The 16,781-nt window shown below is 42.5% G+C and carries 31 protein-coding genes; all 31 read right to left on the bottom strand.

Annotated elements, in window-relative coordinates:
* Positions 1-258: 258 nt before the first annotated feature.
* Positions 259-651: a 30S ribosomal protein S9 gene (rpsI, locus tag NSQ64_RS00955; protein ID WP_007496354.1), complete on the bottom strand. Its 393-nt coding sequence runs from the start codon at positions 649-651 to the stop codon at positions 259-261.
* Positions 652-671: 20 nt separating this feature from the next.
* Positions 672-1,109: a 50S ribosomal protein L13 gene (rplM, locus tag NSQ64_RS00950; protein WP_003217042.1), complete on the bottom strand. Its 438-nt coding sequence runs from the start codon at positions 1,107-1,109 to the stop codon at positions 672-674.
* 164 nt (positions 1,110-1,273) lie between these two features.
* Positions 1,274-2,017, bottom strand: coding sequence for a tRNA pseudouridine(38-40) synthase TruA (gene truA / locus NSQ64_RS00945; protein ID WP_341014593.1), 744 nt, complete (start codon positions 2,015-2,017; stop codon positions 1,274-1,276).
* A gap of 11 nt (positions 2,018-2,028) precedes the next feature.
* A complete protein-coding gene (locus NSQ64_RS00940; protein WP_008345215.1) occupies positions 2,029-2,826 on the bottom strand; it encodes an energy-coupling factor transporter transmembrane component T family protein in 798 nt (265 codons plus the stop codon).
* A complete protein-coding gene (locus NSQ64_RS00935) occupies positions 2,823-3,692 on the bottom strand; it encodes an energy-coupling factor ABC transporter ATP-binding protein (protein ID WP_341014591.1) in 870 nt (289 codons plus the stop codon). The genes NSQ64_RS00940 and NSQ64_RS00935 overlap by 4 nt, the downstream gene beginning before the upstream one ends.
* Complete coding sequence (locus NSQ64_RS00930) at positions 3,668-4,510, bottom strand: energy-coupling factor ABC transporter ATP-binding protein (RefSeq protein WP_008345218.1); 843 nt, start codon at positions 4,508-4,510, stop codon at positions 3,668-3,670. The genes NSQ64_RS00935 and NSQ64_RS00930 overlap by 25 nt, the downstream gene beginning before the upstream one ends.
* 124 nt (positions 4,511-4,634) lie before the next feature.
* Entirely contained in the window at positions 4,635-4,997 is a 363-nt protein-coding gene (rplQ, locus tag NSQ64_RS00925) for a 50S ribosomal protein L17 (RefSeq protein ID WP_003216944.1), read from the bottom strand.
* Between the two features lie 75 nt (positions 4,998-5,072).
* Positions 5,073-6,017 carry a DNA-directed RNA polymerase subunit alpha gene (locus NSQ64_RS00920; RefSeq protein WP_003217009.1) on the bottom strand — a complete coding sequence of 315 codons (945 nt, stop codon included), beginning with the start codon at positions 6,015-6,017 and terminating at the stop codon, positions 5,073-5,075.
* A gap of 175 nt (positions 6,018-6,192) precedes the next feature.
* Positions 6,193-6,588, bottom strand: coding sequence for a 30S ribosomal protein S11 (rpsK, locus tag NSQ64_RS00915; protein ID WP_003217231.1), 396 nt, complete (start codon positions 6,586-6,588; stop codon positions 6,193-6,195).
* A 20-nt stretch (positions 6,589-6,608) separates the two neighbouring features.
* Positions 6,609-6,974: a 30S ribosomal protein S13 gene (gene rpsM, locus NSQ64_RS00910; protein WP_003217023.1), complete on the bottom strand. Its 366-nt coding sequence runs from the start codon at positions 6,972-6,974 to the stop codon at positions 6,609-6,611.
* Positions 6,975-6,995: 21 nt separating this feature from the next.
* Positions 6,996-7,109 carry a 50S ribosomal protein L36 gene (gene rpmJ, locus NSQ64_RS00905; protein WP_003156543.1) on the bottom strand — a complete coding sequence of 38 codons (114 nt, stop codon included), beginning with the start codon at positions 7,107-7,109 and terminating at the stop codon, positions 6,996-6,998.
* A gap of 31 nt (positions 7,110-7,140) precedes the next feature.
* Positions 7,141-7,359: a translation initiation factor IF-1 gene (gene infA / locus NSQ64_RS00900; protein ID WP_003217190.1), complete on the bottom strand. Its 219-nt coding sequence runs from the start codon at positions 7,357-7,359 to the stop codon at positions 7,141-7,143.
* Positions 7,360-7,669: 310 nt separating this feature from the next.
* A complete protein-coding gene (map, locus tag NSQ64_RS00895; protein WP_017359166.1) occupies positions 7,670-8,416 on the bottom strand; it encodes a type I methionyl aminopeptidase in 747 nt (248 codons plus the stop codon).
* Positions 8,413-9,066 (bottom strand): adenylate kinase, encoded by a 654-nt coding sequence (locus NSQ64_RS00890; protein WP_007496336.1) that lies wholly within the window; start codon positions 9,064-9,066, stop codon positions 8,413-8,415. The genes map and NSQ64_RS00890 overlap by 4 nt, the downstream gene beginning before the upstream one ends.
* Before the next feature lie 55 nt (positions 9,067-9,121).
* Entirely contained in the window at positions 9,122-10,414 is a 1,293-nt protein-coding gene (secY, locus tag NSQ64_RS00885; protein WP_007496334.1) for a preprotein translocase subunit SecY, read from the bottom strand.
* Position 10,415: 1 nt separating this feature from the next.
* Positions 10,416-10,856, bottom strand: coding sequence for a 50S ribosomal protein L15 (gene rplO / locus NSQ64_RS00880; protein ID WP_003216888.1), 441 nt, complete (start codon positions 10,854-10,856; stop codon positions 10,416-10,418).
* Between the two features lie 30 nt (positions 10,857-10,886).
* Entirely contained in the window at positions 10,887-11,069 is a 183-nt protein-coding gene (gene rpmD, locus NSQ64_RS00875; RefSeq protein WP_003217067.1) for a 50S ribosomal protein L30, read from the bottom strand.
* 13 nt (positions 11,070-11,082) lie between these two features.
* The gene (rpsE, locus tag NSQ64_RS00870) at positions 11,083-11,583 is read right to left on the bottom strand and encodes a 30S ribosomal protein S5 (protein ID WP_007496332.1); all 501 of its coding nucleotides are present in this window, start codon (positions 11,581-11,583) and stop codon (positions 11,083-11,085) included.
* A gap of 24 nt (positions 11,584-11,607) precedes the next feature.
* The gene (gene rplR / locus NSQ64_RS00865; RefSeq protein WP_003216951.1) at positions 11,608-11,970 is read right to left on the bottom strand and encodes a 50S ribosomal protein L18; all 363 of its coding nucleotides are present in this window, start codon (positions 11,968-11,970) and stop codon (positions 11,608-11,610) included.
* A 32-nt stretch (positions 11,971-12,002) separates the two neighbouring features.
* The gene (gene rplF / locus NSQ64_RS00860; protein WP_268383247.1) at positions 12,003-12,539 is read right to left on the bottom strand and encodes a 50S ribosomal protein L6; all 537 of its coding nucleotides are present in this window, start codon (positions 12,537-12,539) and stop codon (positions 12,003-12,005) included.
* A 31-nt stretch (positions 12,540-12,570) separates the two neighbouring features.
* Positions 12,571-12,969: a 30S ribosomal protein S8 gene (gene rpsH / locus NSQ64_RS00855; RefSeq protein ID WP_007496327.1), complete on the bottom strand. Its 399-nt coding sequence runs from the start codon at positions 12,967-12,969 to the stop codon at positions 12,571-12,573.
* A gap of 31 nt (positions 12,970-13,000) precedes the next feature.
* Complete coding sequence (gene rpsN / locus NSQ64_RS00850; RefSeq protein WP_008356542.1) at positions 13,001-13,186, bottom strand: 30S ribosomal protein S14; 186 nt, start codon at positions 13,184-13,186, stop codon at positions 13,001-13,003.
* A gap of 22 nt (positions 13,187-13,208) precedes the next feature.
* Positions 13,209-13,748, bottom strand: coding sequence for a 50S ribosomal protein L5 (rplE, locus tag NSQ64_RS00845; protein WP_003217159.1), 540 nt, complete (start codon positions 13,746-13,748; stop codon positions 13,209-13,211).
* A gap of 25 nt (positions 13,749-13,773) precedes the next feature.
* Positions 13,774-14,085, bottom strand: coding sequence for a 50S ribosomal protein L24 (rplX, locus tag NSQ64_RS00840; protein ID WP_007496325.1), 312 nt, complete (start codon positions 14,083-14,085; stop codon positions 13,774-13,776).
* Between the two features lie 35 nt (positions 14,086-14,120).
* Positions 14,121-14,489 (bottom strand): 50S ribosomal protein L14, encoded by a 369-nt coding sequence (gene rplN / locus NSQ64_RS00835; RefSeq protein ID WP_003216882.1) that lies wholly within the window; start codon positions 14,487-14,489, stop codon positions 14,121-14,123.
* Between the two features lie 39 nt (positions 14,490-14,528).
* Entirely contained in the window at positions 14,529-14,792 is a 264-nt protein-coding gene (gene rpsQ / locus NSQ64_RS00830; protein WP_003216906.1) for a 30S ribosomal protein S17, read from the bottom strand.
* A gap of 25 nt (positions 14,793-14,817) precedes the next feature.
* The gene (gene rpmC, locus NSQ64_RS00825; RefSeq protein ID WP_003217155.1) at positions 14,818-15,018 is read right to left on the bottom strand and encodes a 50S ribosomal protein L29; all 201 of its coding nucleotides are present in this window, start codon (positions 15,016-15,018) and stop codon (positions 14,818-14,820) included.
* The gene (gene rplP, locus NSQ64_RS00820; RefSeq protein ID WP_003225801.1) at positions 15,008-15,442 is read right to left on the bottom strand and encodes a 50S ribosomal protein L16; all 435 of its coding nucleotides are present in this window, start codon (positions 15,440-15,442) and stop codon (positions 15,008-15,010) included. The genes rpmC and rplP overlap by 11 nt, the downstream gene beginning before the upstream one ends.
* A gap of 1 nt (position 15,443) precedes the next feature.
* Positions 15,444-16,100 carry a 30S ribosomal protein S3 gene (rpsC, locus tag NSQ64_RS00815; RefSeq protein WP_003217241.1) on the bottom strand — a complete coding sequence of 219 codons (657 nt, stop codon included), beginning with the start codon at positions 16,098-16,100 and terminating at the stop codon, positions 15,444-15,446.
* 3 nt (positions 16,101-16,103) lie between these two features.
* Entirely contained in the window at positions 16,104-16,445 is a 342-nt protein-coding gene (gene rplV, locus NSQ64_RS00810; protein ID WP_007496316.1) for a 50S ribosomal protein L22, read from the bottom strand.
* 17 nt (positions 16,446-16,462) lie between these two features.
* Positions 16,463-16,741, bottom strand: a complete 279-nt coding sequence (gene rpsS, locus NSQ64_RS00805) for a 30S ribosomal protein S19 (RefSeq protein ID WP_003216920.1) — start codon at positions 16,739-16,741, stop codon at positions 16,463-16,465.
* Between the last annotated feature and the right edge of the window lie 40 nt (positions 16,742-16,781).

Below are 16,781 nucleotides of genomic sequence, written 5' to 3'. Positions count from 1 at the left end.
ATTAGCGGAGACATTGAAGAAATTAGATATTAATAAAACAACGTATCACGGTTTAAGAGATATTCATGCATCATTTCTATTTTCTCAAGACATAGATATTGCATAAGTATCCAAACGATTCGGACATAAATATTTAAATCACACAGAACATTTATCTGGAATCAATGCCAGAAAAAAAGCACCAGCAGGATGCTGATGCTTTTAAATAGGGTTTGTCTGTACAAACCTTTGTAAAACGTCCATACAATATAAAATTGATTAACGTTTTGAGAACTGAGGTGCGCGACGTGCGCCTTTAAGACCGTATTTCTTACGCTCTTTCATACGAGAGTCACGAGTAAGAAGTCCAGCACGTTTAAGTGGTGTACGGTACTCAGGGTCTACTTCTAGAAGAGCACGAGAGATACCGTGACGAATTGCTCCAGCTTGACCAGAGAATCCACCACCGTGAACATTTACAAGAACATCGTAGCTGTTAGCTGTTTCTGTGATGTTCAAAGGCTGTTTCACGTCTTCGATTAAAGCAGCGAATGGAATGTATTCAGTAATTTCACGATTATTAACGACGATACGGCCTTCACCTGGAACTAAGCGAACGCGCGCTACAGAACTTTTACGACGACCTGTACCGTAATATTGAACCTGTGCCAAATTGTTAACCTCCCTTATAATTAACCGCGAAGTTCGTAAACTTCAGGTTGTTGTGCTTGATGTGGATGCTCAGAACCACGGTACACATTTAATTTTTTGAACATTTGACGACCTAGTGGACCCTTTGGAAGCATACCTTTGATAGCAAGCTCCAACATTTTTTCAGGGTAGTTTGTACGCATCTCAAGAGCAGTTCTTTGTTTCAAACCACCTGGGTGCATCGTATGACGGTAGTAAATTTTGTCCGTCAATTTCTTACCAGTTAATTCGATTTTCTCAGCATTGATGATGATCACGTGATCACCTGTATCAACGTGTGGTGTATAAGTTGGTTTGTGCTTACCGCGCAAAAGTGATGCTACTTCAGTAGAAAGACGACCTAGAGTCTTGCCTGCCGCATCAACCACTAGCCATTTGCGCTCAATTGTGCTTGCGTTCGCCATTGGTGTTGTACGCATGAGTTTCCCTCCTAAATAAATCAATGAATTTTCCTGAATCAAATGCTACGTTCTATTTCAAAACACAGATAAGTCTTCCGGGGCTTATTTGTGGGGTTGAAATACATACCATATGATATCTTATAACTTTCTGCTTCCTGTGTCAAGAACATGTTACACCTGGTTTAGTTGTCATAGAAAACTTCCCATAAATACAGTCCGTGACTGGGCGCAGTCTTGCCTGCCGCTTCGCGATTTCGGGCGGCAAGCATGGCTTTTATCTCCTCAGGGTGAAATTTACCAGAACCAATTTCAAGTAACGTGCCGGCTATAATTCGCACCATGTTATATAAAAAACCATTCCCTCTCACACGCATTTCAAGCCCGCCTGAGACGTTTTTCCACTCAAGGGTGTAAATCTCTCTCACCTTGTCTTGAACCTCTGTATTGGCCGCACAAAAGCTTGTGAAATCGTGTATGCCAATGAGGTGCCCAGCAGCTTCTCTCATTTTGTCTGCATCCAGCCGGTAAGGAAAGTGGCAGGCATACTGTCTCGTGAACACATTCTGGTGCGTTTCCGTTGAGACCTTATAACGGTACTCCTTCGAAACGACACTAAAACGTGCATGAAACGATTCATCCACTTCCTCAGCCTTTAGAACTCTGATGTCATCAGGCAGGAGACTATTGAGGGCAAAAGGCCATCTTTCCATCGGGATGGCAAGCGGGGTGTCAAAATGGATGACCTGCCCCTTTGCGTGAACGCCACTGTCTGTCCGGCCAGAAGCCACAATCGGAATCAGTTCATCTTGTTTATGCATTCTAGCAAGAGCAGATTCAATCTCCGTTTGTACAGTACGCTGTCCTGGTTGCACTTGATACCCTTTAAAATGTGTCCCATCGTATGATACGGTACATTTTACTTTCATCTAGGCATCACCTAATTTCTAAGCAGCACAAGGAGTGCTGTTAACAGGATGAATAGAAGCAGCGTGAACGTGTCTTTCATTCCCCAGACAAGCTGACGGTATTTCGTACGCCCTTCTCCCCCGCGGTAGCCTCTCGCTTCCATAGCGGTCGCCAATTCCTCCGCACGCTTAAACGCACTGACGAAAAGCGGGACAAGCAACGGAACAATCGCTTTTAAACGATCTTTCACGGGTCCGCTTGTAAAATCAACACCTCTTGCCATTTGGGCTTTCATGATTTTGTCTGTTTCTTCGAGTAAAGTCGGAATAAATCGAAGAGAGATAGACATCATAAGAGCAAGCTCATGAACAGGTAGCTTGATTTTACGGAAAGGATGCAGCAGCTTCTCCATACCGTCTGTCACTTCAATAGGCGTTGTGGTCAACGTCAGAAGTGTTGTCATCATGATGAGATAGACAAAACGGAGTGAAATGAAAATCCCCTGTTTTAGACCTTCTTCATAAATATTCAGAAAACCAAAGTGAAAGAGCAAAGCGCCATCCTTTGTCATGAAGATATGCAGGATAAAGGTAAACAGAACAATCCAAAGGATGGGTTTCATTCCTTTGAGAATAAAGTACAGCGGCACCTGAGACACCATCACCACAAGGATCGTAAAGACCCCTAAAAGCCCGTAAGTGATATAGTTATTCGCAAAAAAGACAATAAAGACAAAAAAGAAAATTGATAACAGCTTTGTCCTTGGATCAAGACGATGGACAAAGGATGTACCTGGCACATATTTGCCGATAATCATACTATCCATCATGATGTCGTGTCCTCCTGATATAAAGCTGTTAAGGCTTCTGCCATTTCATCCATGGTCAGAAGCGGTCTTGGAAACGTCATCCCTAGCTTTTCTTCGACAGCCTGCTGGAATTTGATCGTTTCCGGGAGGTCCAGTCCGAAAGAAGACATGTCAGTACGATTGGCAAATAGCTCCCTCGGCGTACCTGTCGCCTTTACTGTTCCTTTGTGCATCACAATCATTTGATCCGCATAATGAGCGGCATCTTCCATACTGTGTGTCACAAGGATCGTCGTCAGGTTGGCTTTTTGATGAAGCTCATAGAACATGTCCATGATTTCTTTACGTCCGCGTGGATCTAATCCCGCAGTCGGCTCATCAAGCACAAGCACTTCTGGCTCCATCGCTAGAACACCTGCAATCGCCACACGTCTCATTTGACCACCGCTTAATTCAAAGGGTGATCGAGATAACAAGGATTCAGGAAGGCCTACAAGCTTCAGCATCTCTTTAGCCTTGGCTTCTGCCTTTTCTTTTGGAACGCCGAAATTCATCGGACCAAAGCAGATATCCTTTAGAATCGTCTCCTCAAAGAGCTGATGTTCAGGAAACTGAAACACGATGCCGACCTTTTTTCGAAGGGGTTTCATATCCTTCTGTTTTTTATTGGCTTGTAAGACCGTATTTCCAAGCGCAATGCTCCCCTTTGTTGGTTTGAGCAGTCCATTTAAGTGCTGTAGCAACGTCGACTTGCCAGAACCCGTATGACCGATGATAGCCACATAGCTGCCTTCTTTGATAGAAGCATTGACATCATACAAAGCGAGACGCTCAAACGGCGTTTTCATTTGATAACGATGCTCTAATTCTTTGATCGTAATGTCCATAGCTCTTTCACCAATCCTTCTTGTGTCAAATGGGCATTTGCAAGCGGCACACCTTGCTGCTTCAATTGCTTACTCAACCGGTAGGAAAATGGCAGATCAAGTCCAATCTGAACCAGCTGTTCATCTAGTTCAAATACTTCCTCTGGTGTTCCCTCGGCAAATTTCTTCCCGCCATTCATCACAATAACGCGGTCTGCCTTCGCAGCCTCGTCTAAATCATGTGTGATGGAAATGACCGTGACCGTTCCTTGTTCCTTCAGCAGTCTGACGGTTTCTAACACTTCTTCACGGCCAATCGGATCAAGCATTGATGTTGCTTCATCCAAGATCATGATGTCAGGGCTTGCGGCAAGTACACCTGCGATTGCTACTCTCTGCTTTTGCCCGCCTGATAGATGGTGCGGCTCTTGATCAAGAAACTCCTGCATATTGACCTGTTTGACAGCCCAATCTACACGCTCTATCATCAATTCCCGCTCAACCCCGTTATTTTCTAAACCAAAAGCCACATCATCACGAACCGTTGAGCCAACGAATTGGTTGTCTGGGTTTTGAAAGACCATGCCGACCTTTTTGCGAATATCCCAAACACTTTCTTCTTTCAGCTCAATCTCACCAACCTTGACCGTTCCTGCATCCGGTAAAATGAGCCCATTCAGTACTCGGGCAAGTGTGGATTTACCTGAACCGTTGTGGCCAACAATGGCAAGCCATTCATTTTGATTCACATGCAATGACACTTGGTCTAAAGCGGGCTTGTCCGCATCTTTGTGATAACGAAATACAATGTCTTTTACGTCAATTAATGTCTTCTCCATCTCTACCGGACCTCCTCTCAGCTCAACCTCTACTTTGCCTATTGATAAAAAGCCGTAGTATCTAAAAAAGGGCATAGATCCAGTTATGAACTGTCCCGCCCTTTCTTAGATACACGATATGTGATTAAACTAATTCAATGACAGCCATTGGTGCGCCATCGCCGCGACGAGGTCCAAGCTTCATGATACGAGTGTATCCACCTTGGCGATCTTCGTAGCGAGTTGCAACGTCAGCGAATAATTTTTGAAGTGCATCTTGGTTTGTTTCAGCGTTAGCTACTTCGTTACGAATGTAAGCTGCAGCTTGACGGCGAGCATGAAGATCTCCGCGTTTGCCAAGAGTGATCATTTTTTCAACTACAGAGCGAAGTTCTTTCGCACGTGTTTCAGTTGTTTCGATGCGTTCGTTGATGATCAAATCAGTCGTTAGGTCACGAAGCATTGCTTTACGTTGTGCACTAGTGCGTCCTAGCTTTCTGTATGCCATGTGATGTCCCCTCCTTAATTAGAGATGCTGTATGAATAAAAAACACACGAAAATCCTAGTTCACAATGAAACTAGTCAATCGTCTTTACGAAGACCCAGTCCAAGTTCTTCTAGTTTCGCTTTCACTTCTTCAAGAGATTTACGTCCAAGGTTACGAACTTTCATCATATCCTCTTCTGTCTTGTTAGCAAGCTCTTGAACAGTGTTAATACCCGCACGCTTCAAACAGTTGTAAGAACGAACAGAAAGATCAAGCTCTTCAATTGTCATTTCAAGCACTTTTTCTTTTTGGTCTTCTTCTTTTTCAACCATGATTTCTGCATGCTGAGCTTCGTCAGTTAACCCAACGAAAATATTTAGGTGTTCAGTTAAAATCTTAGAACCTAGAGCGATCGCTTCTTTCGGTCCTGTGCTTCCATCAGTCCATACATCTAGTGTTAATTTATCATAGTTTGTGATTTGCCCAACACGGGTGTTCTCCACTTGATAAGTTACACGAGATACAGGTGTATAGATTGAGTCGATCGGAATCACGCCGATAGGCTGATCGTCTCTTTTGTTTGCATCAGCAGGATTATACCCGCGACCTCTTTGTGCAGTCAAACGAACACGGAAGCTCGCATTTTTGCCAAGAGTTGCGATGTGAAGATCTGGATTTAAGATTTCAATATCGCTGTCGTGTGTAATATCAGCAGCTGTTACAGTTCCTTCATCTTGTACATCAATTTCAAGCGTCTTCTCTTCTTCAGAGTAGATTTTGAGTGCAAGCTTTTTAATGTTTAAGATAATCGTTGTAACATCTTCAACCACGCCTTCGATCGTTGAGAATTCGTGTAAGACACCATCTATCTGGATCGATGTTACAGCTGCACCAGGAAGTGAGGATAAAAGGATACGACGAAGGGAGTTCCCTAAAGTGGTACCATATCCACGCTCAAGTGGCTCTACGACAAACTTGCCATACTTGGCATCGTCGCTGATTTCAACCGTTTCGATTTTTGGTTTTTCAATTTCGATCATCTAATAAAACCCTCCTTCAAAACGTCGAAACCTCGAATAGAATCATATGAGATTCCATCCGAAATTCCTCATTGTTTAGTCCCGTATGTGCTCAGGCAACGAGTCGTGTATTCGTCTCATAAATAACTGTATCATAACCCATTATTGACAGGGACACAAAATCTATACAAACAAATTACACGCGGCGACGTTTTGGTGGACGGCATCCGTTATGAGGAACTGGAGTTACGTCTCTGATTGCAGTAACTTCAAGACCTGCAGCTTGAAGCGCACGAATTGCAGCTTCACGACCAGAACCAGGACCTTTAACAGTTACTTCAAGTGTTTTAAGACCATGTTCGATAGAACCTTTAGCAGCAGTTTCAGCAGCCATTTGTGCAGCGAAAGGAGTAGATTTACGAGAACCTCTGAATCCTAATGCACCAGCACTTGACCAAGAAATTGCGTTTCCATGAACATCAGTAATCGTTACAATCGTGTTGTTGAAAGTGGAACGGATATGAGCGATTCCAGCTTCAATATTCTTTTTCACGCGACGTTTACGCGTATTTTGTTTACGAGCAGCAGCCATTCTTTAACTACCTCCTTTACTTATTTTTTCTTGTTAGCTACAGTACGACGCGGACCTTTACGAGTACGCGCGTTGTTTTTTGTGTTTTGTCCACGAACAGGAAGTCCTCTACGATGACGGATTCCGCGGTAGCTTCCGATTTCAATTAGACGTTTAATGTTAAGTGAAACTTCACGACGAAGGTCACCTTCTACTTTAAGTTTGTCAATGATATCACGGATTTTACCTAGTTCGTCTTCAGTTAGATCGCGAACGCGAGTGTCTTCAGAAACACCTGCTTCTTTAAGGACTTGTTGAGCCGTCGTACGACCAATTCCAAAAACATATGTTAAAGAAATGACAACACGCTTATCACGTGGAATATCTACACCAGCAATACGAGCCATGATTTGGGCACCTCCTTGTTATTAGCCTTGTTTTTGTTTATGTTTTGGGTTTTCACAGATCACCATTACTTTTCCTTTTCTGCGAATCACTTTACATTTTTCACAGATAGGTTTAACAGATGGTCTCACTTTCATGTGTTTCCAACCTCCTTCTTCCGGAGTTGCTTTATTTGTAACGGTACGTAATTCTACCACGAGTTAAGTCATATGGAGATAATTCTACCGTAACTTTGTCTCCAGGTAAAATGCGAATGAAGTGCATACGGATTTTTCCTGATACATGAGCCAAAACTGTATGACCATTCTCTAGTTCAACTTTGAACATTGCATTTGGCAAAGTTTCTGCTACAGTACCTTCCACTTCAATTACATCGTCTTTCGCCATTCAAGTGTTCTCCCTTCTTCAAATCAGTAACTTGCTCTCTGATAAATGTCCAAATGAGATGTTCTCAATTGTCCATCTATCACCCGACCTGTTTTGAATATACTGTTCTGAACTTCCGGAGATACGCAATCATAAAAGGTTAAATGATTGATATTTTTTCTTAGGAGAATGAATTTACGCTTTTCTCCGTCTGCGATTAGTACATGGCAGCCATCGAACACGCCGATGACAACTGTATACTGATCTTGTTCTTTCCTTGGACTATACAGACAACCTGCCCGATTTGGGCCTGAAAGGCTTCAGTGAAGACCTAAATCTTAGTCAGTATATCAAAACCTGTATCTGTAATCGCAATCGTATGCTCAAAGTGAGCACACTTTTTCCCATCAACCGTTACAACCGTCCAGTTATCAGCCAGTGTTTTCACATATCGGCTGCCTGCGTTCACCATCGGTTCGATGGCCAACACCATTCCAGGTTTGAGCCGTGGGCCTTTGTTCGGCGGACCATAATGAGGAATTTGAGGGTCCTCATGAAGATCCTGTCCGACCCCATGTCCAACATATTCTCTAACAACTGAGAAATTCTCATCTTCAACATACGTTTGTATGGCATGGGAAATGTTTGACAGACGTTCACCTGGCTTTGCTTCCTGTAAGCCCTTATATAGAGATTCCTCTGTGACTTCCAGTAGTTTGCGGTCCTCATCACTGATTACCCCAACTGGATAAGTCCAAGCAGAGTCACCATGATAGCCATTTAACTTTGCGCCGATATCGATACTAATGATGTCTCCATCACGTAAAACCCGTTTACCAGGAATACCGTGAACGAGTTCTTCATTCACCGAAACGCAAATGCTCCCGCGAAAACCATTATACCCTTTAAAAGATGGGATTGCACCCTGCTTTGTAATAAAACGTTCGGCAATTTGATCCAATTCTTTTGTCGAAATACCTGGTTTTATATGTTTCTTCAGCTCTTCATGAGTCAGTGCGACAATGCGTCCAGCTTCTCTCATAATCTCAAGCTCGCGAGGAGTTTTACAGATAATCATTTATTTAATCCCCCAAGCAGGTCCTTGATATCAGCGTAAACATCGTTAATGTGCTTCGCACCATCAATGTTTGCAAGATATCCTTTTTCTGAATAGAAGTTCAGTAAAGGTTCAGTCTGCTTTAAGTTCACTTCAAGTCTTGTCGAAACGGTTTCTGCATTATCATCTGCACGTTGATAAAGCTCGCCTCCACACTTGTCACAAACATTTTCTTTCGCAGGTGGATTGAATACTAAATGATATGTTGCTCCGCAATCTTTGCAAATTCTTCGGCCAGTCAGACGCTCCATCAAAGCATCTTTATCGACTTTAATATTAATGACATAATCAATCGTTCTGCCAAGGTCCTTTAGAATGTCTTCTAAAGCTTCAGCCTGAGCGACTGTTCGCGGAAATCCGTCCAGAAGAAAACCTTGTTCACAATCATTCTTGCCAAGTCTTTCTCTAACAATACCGATTGTGACCTCATCAGGAACAAGCTCTCCTTTATCGATAAAGGATTTTGCTTCGAGTCCAAGTTGTGTCTCCTCTTTCATAGCAGCACGGAACATATCTCCTGTTGAGATATGAGGGATCCCATAATCATCAACAATTCGTTCTGCCTGAGTGCCTTTACCAGCACCCGGAAGCCCCATTAAGACTAAGTTCATTTCGGATTTCCCCTTCCTTACTTAGAGAGGTTGGGCAGGAGCCCAGCCCTCTGTTTTATTTCATAAATCCACGGTAGTTTCGTTTCACTAATTGGCTTTCAAGCTGTTTCATTGTTTCAAGTGCAACACCTACAACAATGAGAAGACTTGTGCCACCAATTTGTGCAGCGGAAGGTAATCCAGCGAATTGAATGAAAAAGATAGGAAGTATTGAAATCACGGCTAAGAAAATGGCGCCCACAAACGTGAGTCGGTACAAAATGCTCGTAATTCTATCTTGAGTCATTTTCCCTGGACGAACTCCCGGGATATAGCCACCCTGCTTTTGCAGATTTTCAGCCATTTGTTCAGGGTTTACTTGGACAAAGGCATAAAAATATGTGAAAGCAACAATCAGTGCTACATAAATCGTCATACCGATTGGCTTAGTATAGTCAAAGTTGTTAGTTATCCAGGTTGTCACATTATTTGTTCCGAAGAACGATGCGATCGTCTGCGGAGTAATAATGAACGAAACGGCAAAGATGACTGGAATCACCCCTGCTGGATTCACTTTCAATGGAAGGTGCGTTGCTTGACTAGCAGACATTTGTGCACGGCCAGTTCCCTTTGAATACTGAATCGCAATCTTTCTCACTGCCATTTGAATGTAAATAACACCGATAACAATGACAAGAATAGCAATCACAATAAGGGCAATTTTCAGGATTTGCATGAACAGCTGTCCATCTCCACCTACAAATTGCTGAGCGTACACTTGCTTTAATGTTTGAGGGATACCTGCGATGATACCGGCAAAGATAATAATCGAAATACCGTTACCAACACCGTGAGCAGTAATCTGCTCTCCCAGCCACATTAAAAATGCTGTCCCCGCAGTGAGTACGACCGCAATTAAGAGATACGTTGAAACACCTGGGTTTTCAATCAGCATGCCTCCTGCCATATTGTTAAATCCATATGACATTCCTAACGCCTGGATAAATCCTAGAACAATTGTAAAATACCTTGTGAATTGTGCTAATTTTCGGCGGCCAACCTCTCCTTGCTTTGACCACTCAGTAAACTTCGGTACAACATCCATCTGCAAGAGCTGGATGATGATCGAAGCAGTGATATACGGCATAATCCCCATTGCAAGAATGGAGAATTGGAAAAGTGCCCCGCCCCCAAACGTGTTGAGGATTCCGAAAACACTCATTTGATCCTGTGCCTGGAGAACTTCGGCGTTCACATTAGGCACAGGGATGAAAGCACCTATACGAAAGACGACTAACATTAAAAGTGTAAATATAATCTTATTCCGTATATCTTTCACGCGCATAAAATTGGAGATTGTCTTAAACAAGTTAGATCACCTCGGCTGTACCGCCAGCAGCTTCAATCGCTTCTTTAGCAGAAGCAGAGAATTTATTGGCTTTTACAGTTAATTTTTTTTCTAATTTACCGTTGCCAAGAATTTTTACTCCTGCTTTTAACTTGCTTATTGCACCAGTCTCTAGAAGAAGTTCAGGAGTGACTTCCGTTCCTTCGTCAAAACTGTTTAATCTGTCTAAGTTGATTACCGCGTAATCTTTACGGTTGATGTTTGTAAAACCACGTTTTGGAAGGCGTTGGAATAAAGGCATTTGACCACCTTCGAATCCAGGGCGTACACCGCCGCCAGAACGAGCGTTTTGACCTTTATGACCTTTACCAGAAGTTTTACCGTTACCTGATCCAATACCACGACCAACACGGTTGCGTACTTTACGTGAACCTTCTGAAGGCTTCAATTCATGAAGTTTCATTTGGGCACCTCCTTATCGATTAAAAATGTTTTATTGTTCTTTAACAGAAACTAAATGAGACACCTTGTTAATCATGCCGCGGATCGCTGCATTGTCTTCATGTACGACTGTTTGGTTTGTTTTCTTTAGACCAAGAGTACGAACAGTGACACGCTGATCTTCCGGACGACCGATTACACTGCGTTTGAGGGTAATTTCTAATTTATTTGCCATTATTGTTCCCTCCTTATCCTAACAGGTCTTCTACAGATTTTCCACGAAGCTTCGCTACATCTTCAGCACGTTTAAGTTCACTTAAACCTTGAAGTGTTGCGCGGATCATGTTGATCGGTGTATTAGAACCTAGAGATTTAGAAAGGATATCAGCTAGACCAGCAAGCTCAAGTACCGCACGCACTGGGCCTCCAGCGATAACTCCTGTACCTTCTGAAGCAGGCTTCAATAGAACGTTTCCTGCACCGAATCGACCGATGATTTCATGTGGAATTGTAGTTCCAACCATTGGTACTTCAATTAAATTCTTTTTCGCGTCTTCAACAGCTTTGCGGATCGCTTCTGGTACTTCTTGTGCTTTACCAGTACCGAATCCTACATGACCGTTTTTGTCACCGACAACAACTAAAGCTGCAAAACGGAAACGACGTCCACCTTTAACAACTTTCGCTACCCGGTTAACCGTAACTAAGCGTTCTTCTAACTCTAATTTGCTTGGGTCAATACGACTCATTCGGATGTGTCCCTCCTTCTTTTATTAAAATTTAAGTCCAGCCTCACGAGCAGCTTCAGCTAGAGCTTTTACACGTCCATGATATAAGTATCCTCCGCGGTCAAATACCACGTTAGAGATGCCTTTTTCAACAGCACGTTTTGCAACAAGTTCGCCAACTTTAGTAGCAGCTGCAGCGTCAGAACTATTCTCGATCTTTAACTCTTTATCAAGAGTAGAAGCACTTACAAGTGTTACACCGTTAACATCATCAATTACTTGAGCGTAGATGTTCTTGTTAGAACGGAAAACGTTAAGGCGAGGTCTTTCAGCAGTACCTGAAAGTTTCGCACGAACACGAGCGTGTCTTTTAAGACGAGTAGCGTTTTTGCTAGTTTTCGTAATCATCCGAGTCACTCCTTTCTTCACATTAAGCGATCTTACTTACCAGTTTTTCCTTCTTTACGGCGAACGAATTCACCTTCGTAACGAATTCCTTTACCTTTGTAAGGCTCTGGAGCACGGACAGCGCGGATGTTAGAAGCTAGAGCTCCTACACGCTCTTTATCGATACCTTTAACGATTACTTTCGTTTGAGATGGAACTTCTACTTCAACTCCAGCCTCAGGAACGATTTCAACTGGGTGAGAGTATCCAACGTTAAGAACAAGTTTGTTTCCAGATTTAGCTGCACGGTAACCGACACCGATTAGTTCTAAACCTCTTTCGAAACCTTTAGATACACCTTCAACCATGTTTGCAATTAAGCTACGTGTTGTACCATGTAATGCACGGTGTTCTTTATGATCAGACGGACGGCTTACAGTTAAGACGTTGTCCTCAATTTTAATTTCCATATCAGGGTGAAATGCACGAGTTAGTTCACCTTTTGGTCCCTTTACTGTCACTGTGTTATCGTTGTTTGTCACAGTTACTCCTGAAGGGATCTCGATTAGCTTTTTACCTATACGAGACATACCAAGCACCTCCATTCATCTTAAACTTTTTTTACCATACGTAAGCAAGTACTTCTCCACCAGCTTGTTTAGCACGGGCTTCTTTGTCCGATAAAACACCTTGTGATGTAGAAATAATTGCGATTCCAAGTCCGTTAAGTACACGTGGTACTTCATTTGATTTCGCATATACGCGTAAACCAGGTTTACTGATTCTTTTAAGACCAGTGATAACACGTTCGTTGTTTTGGCCGTATTTAAGGAACAAACGGATAATTCCTTGTTTGCTGTCTTCGACGTACTCAACGTCACGGATAAAACCTTCACGCTTTAAAATTTCAGCAATTTCTCTTTTGATTTTTGAAGCCGGTACTTCTAGCTTCTCATGACGTACCATGTTCGCATTGCGAATACGAGTCAGCAAATCTGCAATCGGATCTGTCATAACCATTATTTAATAACCTCCTTCCCATTTATGGGGATTACCAGCTGGCTTTTTTAACGCCAGGAATTTGTCCTTTATATGCAAGTTCGCGGAAACAAATACGGCAAAGTTTAAACTTGCGAATTACTGAATGTGGACGTCCACAACGTTCGCAGCGCGTATACTCTTGAACTTTAAACTTTTGTTTGCGTTGTTGTTTCGCAATCATAGACTTTTTAGCCACGATTTCGCCTCCCTTTCATTGATTATTTCTGGAACGGCATACCTACTTGAGTTAATAACTCACGTGCTTCTTCATCCGTGTTGGCAGTCGTAACGATAACGATATCCATACCGCGGACTTTTGTTACTTTATCGTAATCAATTTCTGGGAAGATTAACTGTTCTTTAATACCAAGCGTGTAGTTTCCACGACCGTCGAAAGATTTCTTAGAAATCCCGCGGAAGTCACGTACACGTGGTAAAGATACAGAAATAAGTTTATCAAGGAAATCGTACATGCGCTCTCCGCGAAGTGTTACTTTCGCACCGATTGGCATTCCTTCACGTAGACGGAATCCAGCAATAGACTTCTTCGCACGAGTAACGACAGGTTTTTGACCAGCGATAAACGTTAATTCTTCAACAGCAGTATCGATTGCTTTAGCGTTTTGAACGGCGTCACCAACACCCATGTTGATCACGATTTTTTCGATTTTTGGCACTTGCATTACTGATTTGTATTCAAACTTAGAAACTAATGCAGGTGTAATTTCTTTTACATACTTTTCTTTAAGGCGGTTCATGAGAAAGACCTCCCTTCCTTATTTACTATTTATCTAGAACTTGCCCAGATTTTTTCGCTACACGGACTTTCTTTCCGTCCTCAACTTTATATCCAATACGTGTCACTTCACCCGTTTTAGGATCAAGCGGCATTACGTTTGATACGTGGATCGGCGCTTCTTGTTCAGAAATTCCGCCTTGAGGGTTAGCTTGGGTTGGTTTAGAGTGTTTTTTCACAAGGTTAATACCTTCTACTAAAACACGGTCCTTTTTAGGGAAAGCAGCAAGGATGACACCTTGTTTACCTTTATCTTTACCAGAGATAACCACTACTTTATCGCCCTTTTTAACATGCATTTAATCGCACCTCCTTGAGTCGCGGATTGTATTCATTAAAGTACTTCTGGTGCTAAAGAAACAATTTTCATATAGTTGTTTTCACGAAGTTCACGTGCTACTGGTCCGAAGATACGAGTTCCACGTGGGCTCTTGTCGTCACGGATGATGACACATGCATTTTCATCAAAACTGATGTAAGATCCATCGTTTCTGCGAGCTCCGCTCTTAGTACGAACGATAACTGCTTTCACAACTTCACCTTTTTTGACAACGCCTCCTGGTGTTGCTTGTTTAACCGTACAAACAATGACATCACCGATGTTAGCCGTCTTACGTCCAGAGCCACCAAGAACTTTAATCGTTAGTACTTCGCGTGCGCCAGAGTTGTCAGCTACTTTTAAACGAGTCTCCTGTTGAATCATTAATGTTACCTCCCTTCGGAAAAAGAAATCCGAACTTTATTAGATAATAACAGCTTCTTCGACAACTTCAACTAGACGAAAGCGTTTAGTCGCAGATAATGGACGAGTTTCCATGACCTTTACGATGTCTCCGATTTTTGCTTGGTTGTTTTCATCATGTGCTTTGAACTTTTTAGAGTATCTTACACGTTTGCCATAAAGTGAATGCTTTTTGTATGTTTCAACTACAACAGTGATGGTTTTATCCATTTTGTCAGAAACAACACGACCTTGATACACTTTACGTTGGTTACGTTCGCTCATGTTTGCGGGGCCTCCCCTCTAATTATTATTTATTAGCAGCGATTTCTCTTTGACGAATCACAGTTTTCATGCGTGCGATTGATTTACGCACTTCACGAATGCGAGCAGTGTTTTCAAGCTGCCCAGTCGCTAATTGGAAACGAAGATTGAAAAGTTCTTCTTTAAGAGACTTTACTTTTTGTTCAATTTCAGCAGTGGTAAGGTCACGAATTTCATTAGCTTTCATTTGATTCACCACCAATTTCTTCACGTTTTACGAACTTCGTTTTAATTGGCAATTTGTGAGATGCAAGACGAAGAGCTTCACGAGCAACTTCTTCAGACACACCAGAAATTTCAAATAAAACTTTGCCCGGTTTTACTACAGCGACCCAGCCTTCTGGAGCACCTTTACCGGAACCCATGCGGACCTCTAGAGGTTTAGCTGTGTATGGCTTAGAAGGGAAAATTTTGATCCAAACTTTACCGCCACGTTTCATGTAACGAGTCATAGCAATACGAGCAGCTTCGATTTGACGGTTAGTGATCCAAGAAGCTTCAAGAGCTTGGATACCGAACTCACCGAAATGTACTTCAGTGCCGCCTTTTGCACGACCACGCATTTTTCCACGATGTTCTCTGCGATACTTCACGCGTTTTGGCAATAACATATTATTTTCCTCCTTCCGCAGTATTCTTCTTAGTTGGAAGGACTTCTCCACGATAGATCCATACTTTTACGCCAAGCTTACCATAAGTAGTATCAGCTTCAGCAGTAGCATAGTCGATGTCAGCACGAAGTGTGTGCAATGGAACAGTACCTTCACTGTAATATTCAGAACGAGCAATATCTGCACCGCCAAGACGACCAGAAACCATTGTTTTGATTCCTTGTGCTCCAGCACGCATTGTGCGTTGGATTGTTTGTTTTTGTGCACGACGGAATGAAATACGATTTTCAAGTTGACGAGCGATGTTTTCAGCAACTAGCTGAGCATCAAGATCTGCTCTCTTGATTTCAAGAATGTTGATGTGTACACGTTTGCCAGTTAGGCTGTTAAGAGCTTTACGAAGTGCTTCAACTTCAGATCCGCCTTTACCAATTACCATACCTGGTTTAGCCGTGTGGATTGTGATATTTACGCGGTTTGCAGCACGTTCGATTTCTACTTTAGAAACAGACGCGTCAGACAAACGCTTGCTGATGAATTCACGGATTTTCAAGTCTTCATGTAAGAAGTCAGCGTAATCTTTTCCTGCGAACCATTTAGATTCCCAATCACGAATGACGCCAATACGAAGACCTACTGGATTTACCTTTTGACCCACGGATTATCCCTCCTTCTTTTCTGATACAACGATTGTAATGTGGCTAGTACGTTTGTTAATTGCGCTCGCACGACCCATAGCACGTGGACGGAATCTCTTAAGTGTTGGACCTTCGTCAACGAATGCTTGAGTAATCACTAGGCTGTTAGCGTCCAACTCGTAGTTGTGCTCAGCATTTGCGATAGCAGATTTTAATACTTTTTCAATAATTGGTGAAGCAGCCTTAGGCGTAAGGTTTAAGATAGAAACTGCTTCTCCTACTTGCTTACCTCGGATCAGGTCCATTACTAGACGTGCTTTACGAGGAGCAATACGGACTGTTCTTGCGACAGCTTTAGCTTGCATTTAAAAGCCTCCTCTCATTAGCGTCTTGTTTTTTTATCGTCACTAGCATGACCTTTGTAAGTACGGCTTGGTGCGAATTCGCCCAATTTGTGACCTACCATATCTTCAGAAATGAAAACAGGTACATGTTTGCGTCCGTCATAGACAGCGATTGTGTGACCGATGAATTGTGGGAAAATTGTAGAACGACGAGACCAAGTTTTTACGACTTGCTTTTTGTCAGTTTCATTCAATTTCTCGACTTTAGCCATCAAATGATCATCAACAAATGGTCCTTTTTTTAAGCTGCGAGCCATTGTGGAACCTCCCTTCGTGATTGAACTACGGTCCTAAATG

Source organism: Bacillus sp. FSL W8-0183 (genome assembly GCF_038006825.1).
Lineage (GTDB): Bacteria > Bacillota > Bacilli > Bacillales > Bacillaceae > Bacillus > Bacillus altitudinis.
Note: the sequence above shows the minus strand (reverse complement) of the source record. Positions and strands in the feature narration are given on the sequence as shown.

What these genes read in the sequence shown, in the direction of transcription:
- rplM (WP_003217042.1), bottom strand. Translation starts at nt 1,109, where the DNA reads ATGCGTACAACACCAATGGCGAACGCAAGCACAATTGAGCGCAAATGG.
- truA (WP_341014593.1), bottom strand. Translation starts at nt 2,017, where the DNA reads ATGAAAGTAAAATGTACCGTATCATACGATGGGACACATTTTAAAGGG.
- NSQ64_RS00940 (WP_008345215.1), bottom strand. Translation starts at nt 2,826, where the DNA reads ATGATGGATAGTATGATTATCGGCAAATATGTGCCAGGTACATCCTTT.
- NSQ64_RS00935 (WP_341014591.1), bottom strand. Translation starts at nt 3,692, where the DNA reads ATGGACATTACGATCAAAGAATTAGAGCATCGTTATCAAATGAAAACG.
- NSQ64_RS00930 (WP_008345218.1), bottom strand. Translation starts at nt 4,510, where the DNA reads ATGGAGAAGACATTAATTGACGTAAAAGACATTGTATTTCGTTATCAC.
- rplQ (WP_003216944.1), bottom strand. Translation starts at nt 4,997, where the DNA reads ATGGCATACAGAAAGCTAGGACGCACTAGTGCACAACGTAAAGCAATG.
- NSQ64_RS00920 (WP_003217009.1), bottom strand. Translation starts at nt 6,017, where the DNA reads ATGATCGAAATTGAAAAACCAAAAATCGAAACGGTTGAAATCAGCGAC.
- rpsK (WP_003217231.1), bottom strand. Translation starts at nt 6,588, where the DNA reads ATGGCTGCTGCTCGTAAACAAAATACGCGTAAACGTCGCGTGAAAAAG.
- rpsM (WP_003217023.1), bottom strand. Translation starts at nt 6,974, where the DNA reads ATGGCTCGTATTGCTGGTGTAGATATTCCACGTGATAAGCGTGTTGTC.
- rpmJ (WP_003156543.1), bottom strand. Translation starts at nt 7,109, where the DNA reads ATGAAAGTGAGACCATCTGTTAAACCTATCTGTGAAAAATGTAAAGTG.
- infA (WP_003217190.1), bottom strand. Translation starts at nt 7,359, where the DNA reads ATGGCGAAAGACGATGTAATTGAAGTGGAAGGTACTGTAGCAGAAACT.
- map (WP_017359166.1), bottom strand. Translation starts at nt 8,416, where the DNA reads ATGATTATCTGTAAAACTCCTCGCGAGCTTGAGATTATGAGAGAAGCT.
- NSQ64_RS00890 (WP_007496336.1), bottom strand. Translation starts at nt 9,066, where the DNA reads ATGAACTTAGTCTTAATGGGGCTTCCGGGTGCTGGTAAAGGCACTCAG.
- rplO (WP_003216888.1), bottom strand. Translation starts at nt 10,856, where the DNA reads ATGAAACTTCATGAATTGAAGCCTTCAGAAGGTTCACGTAAAGTACGC.
- rpmD (WP_003217067.1), bottom strand. Translation starts at nt 11,069, where the DNA reads ATGGCAAATAAATTAGAAATTACCCTCAAACGCAGTGTAATCGGTCGT.
- rpsE (WP_007496332.1), bottom strand. Translation starts at nt 11,583, where the DNA reads ATGAGTCGTATTGACCCAAGCAAATTAGAGTTAGAAGAACGCTTAGTT.
- rplR (WP_003216951.1), bottom strand. Translation starts at nt 11,970, where the DNA reads ATGATTACGAAAACTAGCAAAAACGCTACTCGTCTTAAAAGACACGCT.
- rplF (WP_268383247.1), bottom strand. Translation starts at nt 12,539, where the DNA reads ATGTCTCGTATAGGTAAAAAGCTAATCGAGATCCCTTCAGGAGTAACT.
- rpsH (WP_007496327.1), bottom strand. Translation starts at nt 12,969, where the DNA reads ATGGTTATGACAGATCCGATTGCAGATTTGCTGACTCGTATTCGCAAT.
- rplE (WP_003217159.1), bottom strand. Translation starts at nt 13,748, where the DNA reads ATGAACCGCCTTAAAGAAAAGTATGTAAAAGAAATTACACCTGCATTA.
- rplX (WP_007496325.1), bottom strand. Translation starts at nt 14,085, where the DNA reads ATGCATGTTAAAAAGGGCGATAAAGTAGTGGTTATCTCTGGTAAAGAT.
- rplN (WP_003216882.1), bottom strand. Translation starts at nt 14,489, where the DNA reads ATGATTCAACAGGAGACTCGTTTAAAAGTAGCTGACAACTCTGGCGCA.
- rpsQ (WP_003216906.1), bottom strand. Translation starts at nt 14,792, where the DNA reads ATGAGCGAACGTAACCAACGTAAAGTGTATCAAGGTCGTGTTGTTTCT.
- rpmC (WP_003217155.1), bottom strand. Translation starts at nt 15,018, where the DNA reads ATGAAAGCTAATGAAATTCGTGACCTTACCACTGCTGAAATTGAACAA.
- rplP (WP_003225801.1), bottom strand. Translation starts at nt 15,442, where the DNA reads ATGTTATTGCCAAAACGCGTGAAGTATCGCAGAGAACATCGTGGAAAA.
- rplV (WP_007496316.1), bottom strand. Translation starts at nt 16,445, where the DNA reads ATGCAAGCTAAAGCTGTCGCAAGAACAGTCCGTATTGCTCCTCGTAAA.
- rpsS (WP_003216920.1), bottom strand. Translation starts at nt 16,741, where the DNA reads ATGGCTCGCAGCTTAAAAAAAGGACCATTTGTTGATGATCATTTGATG.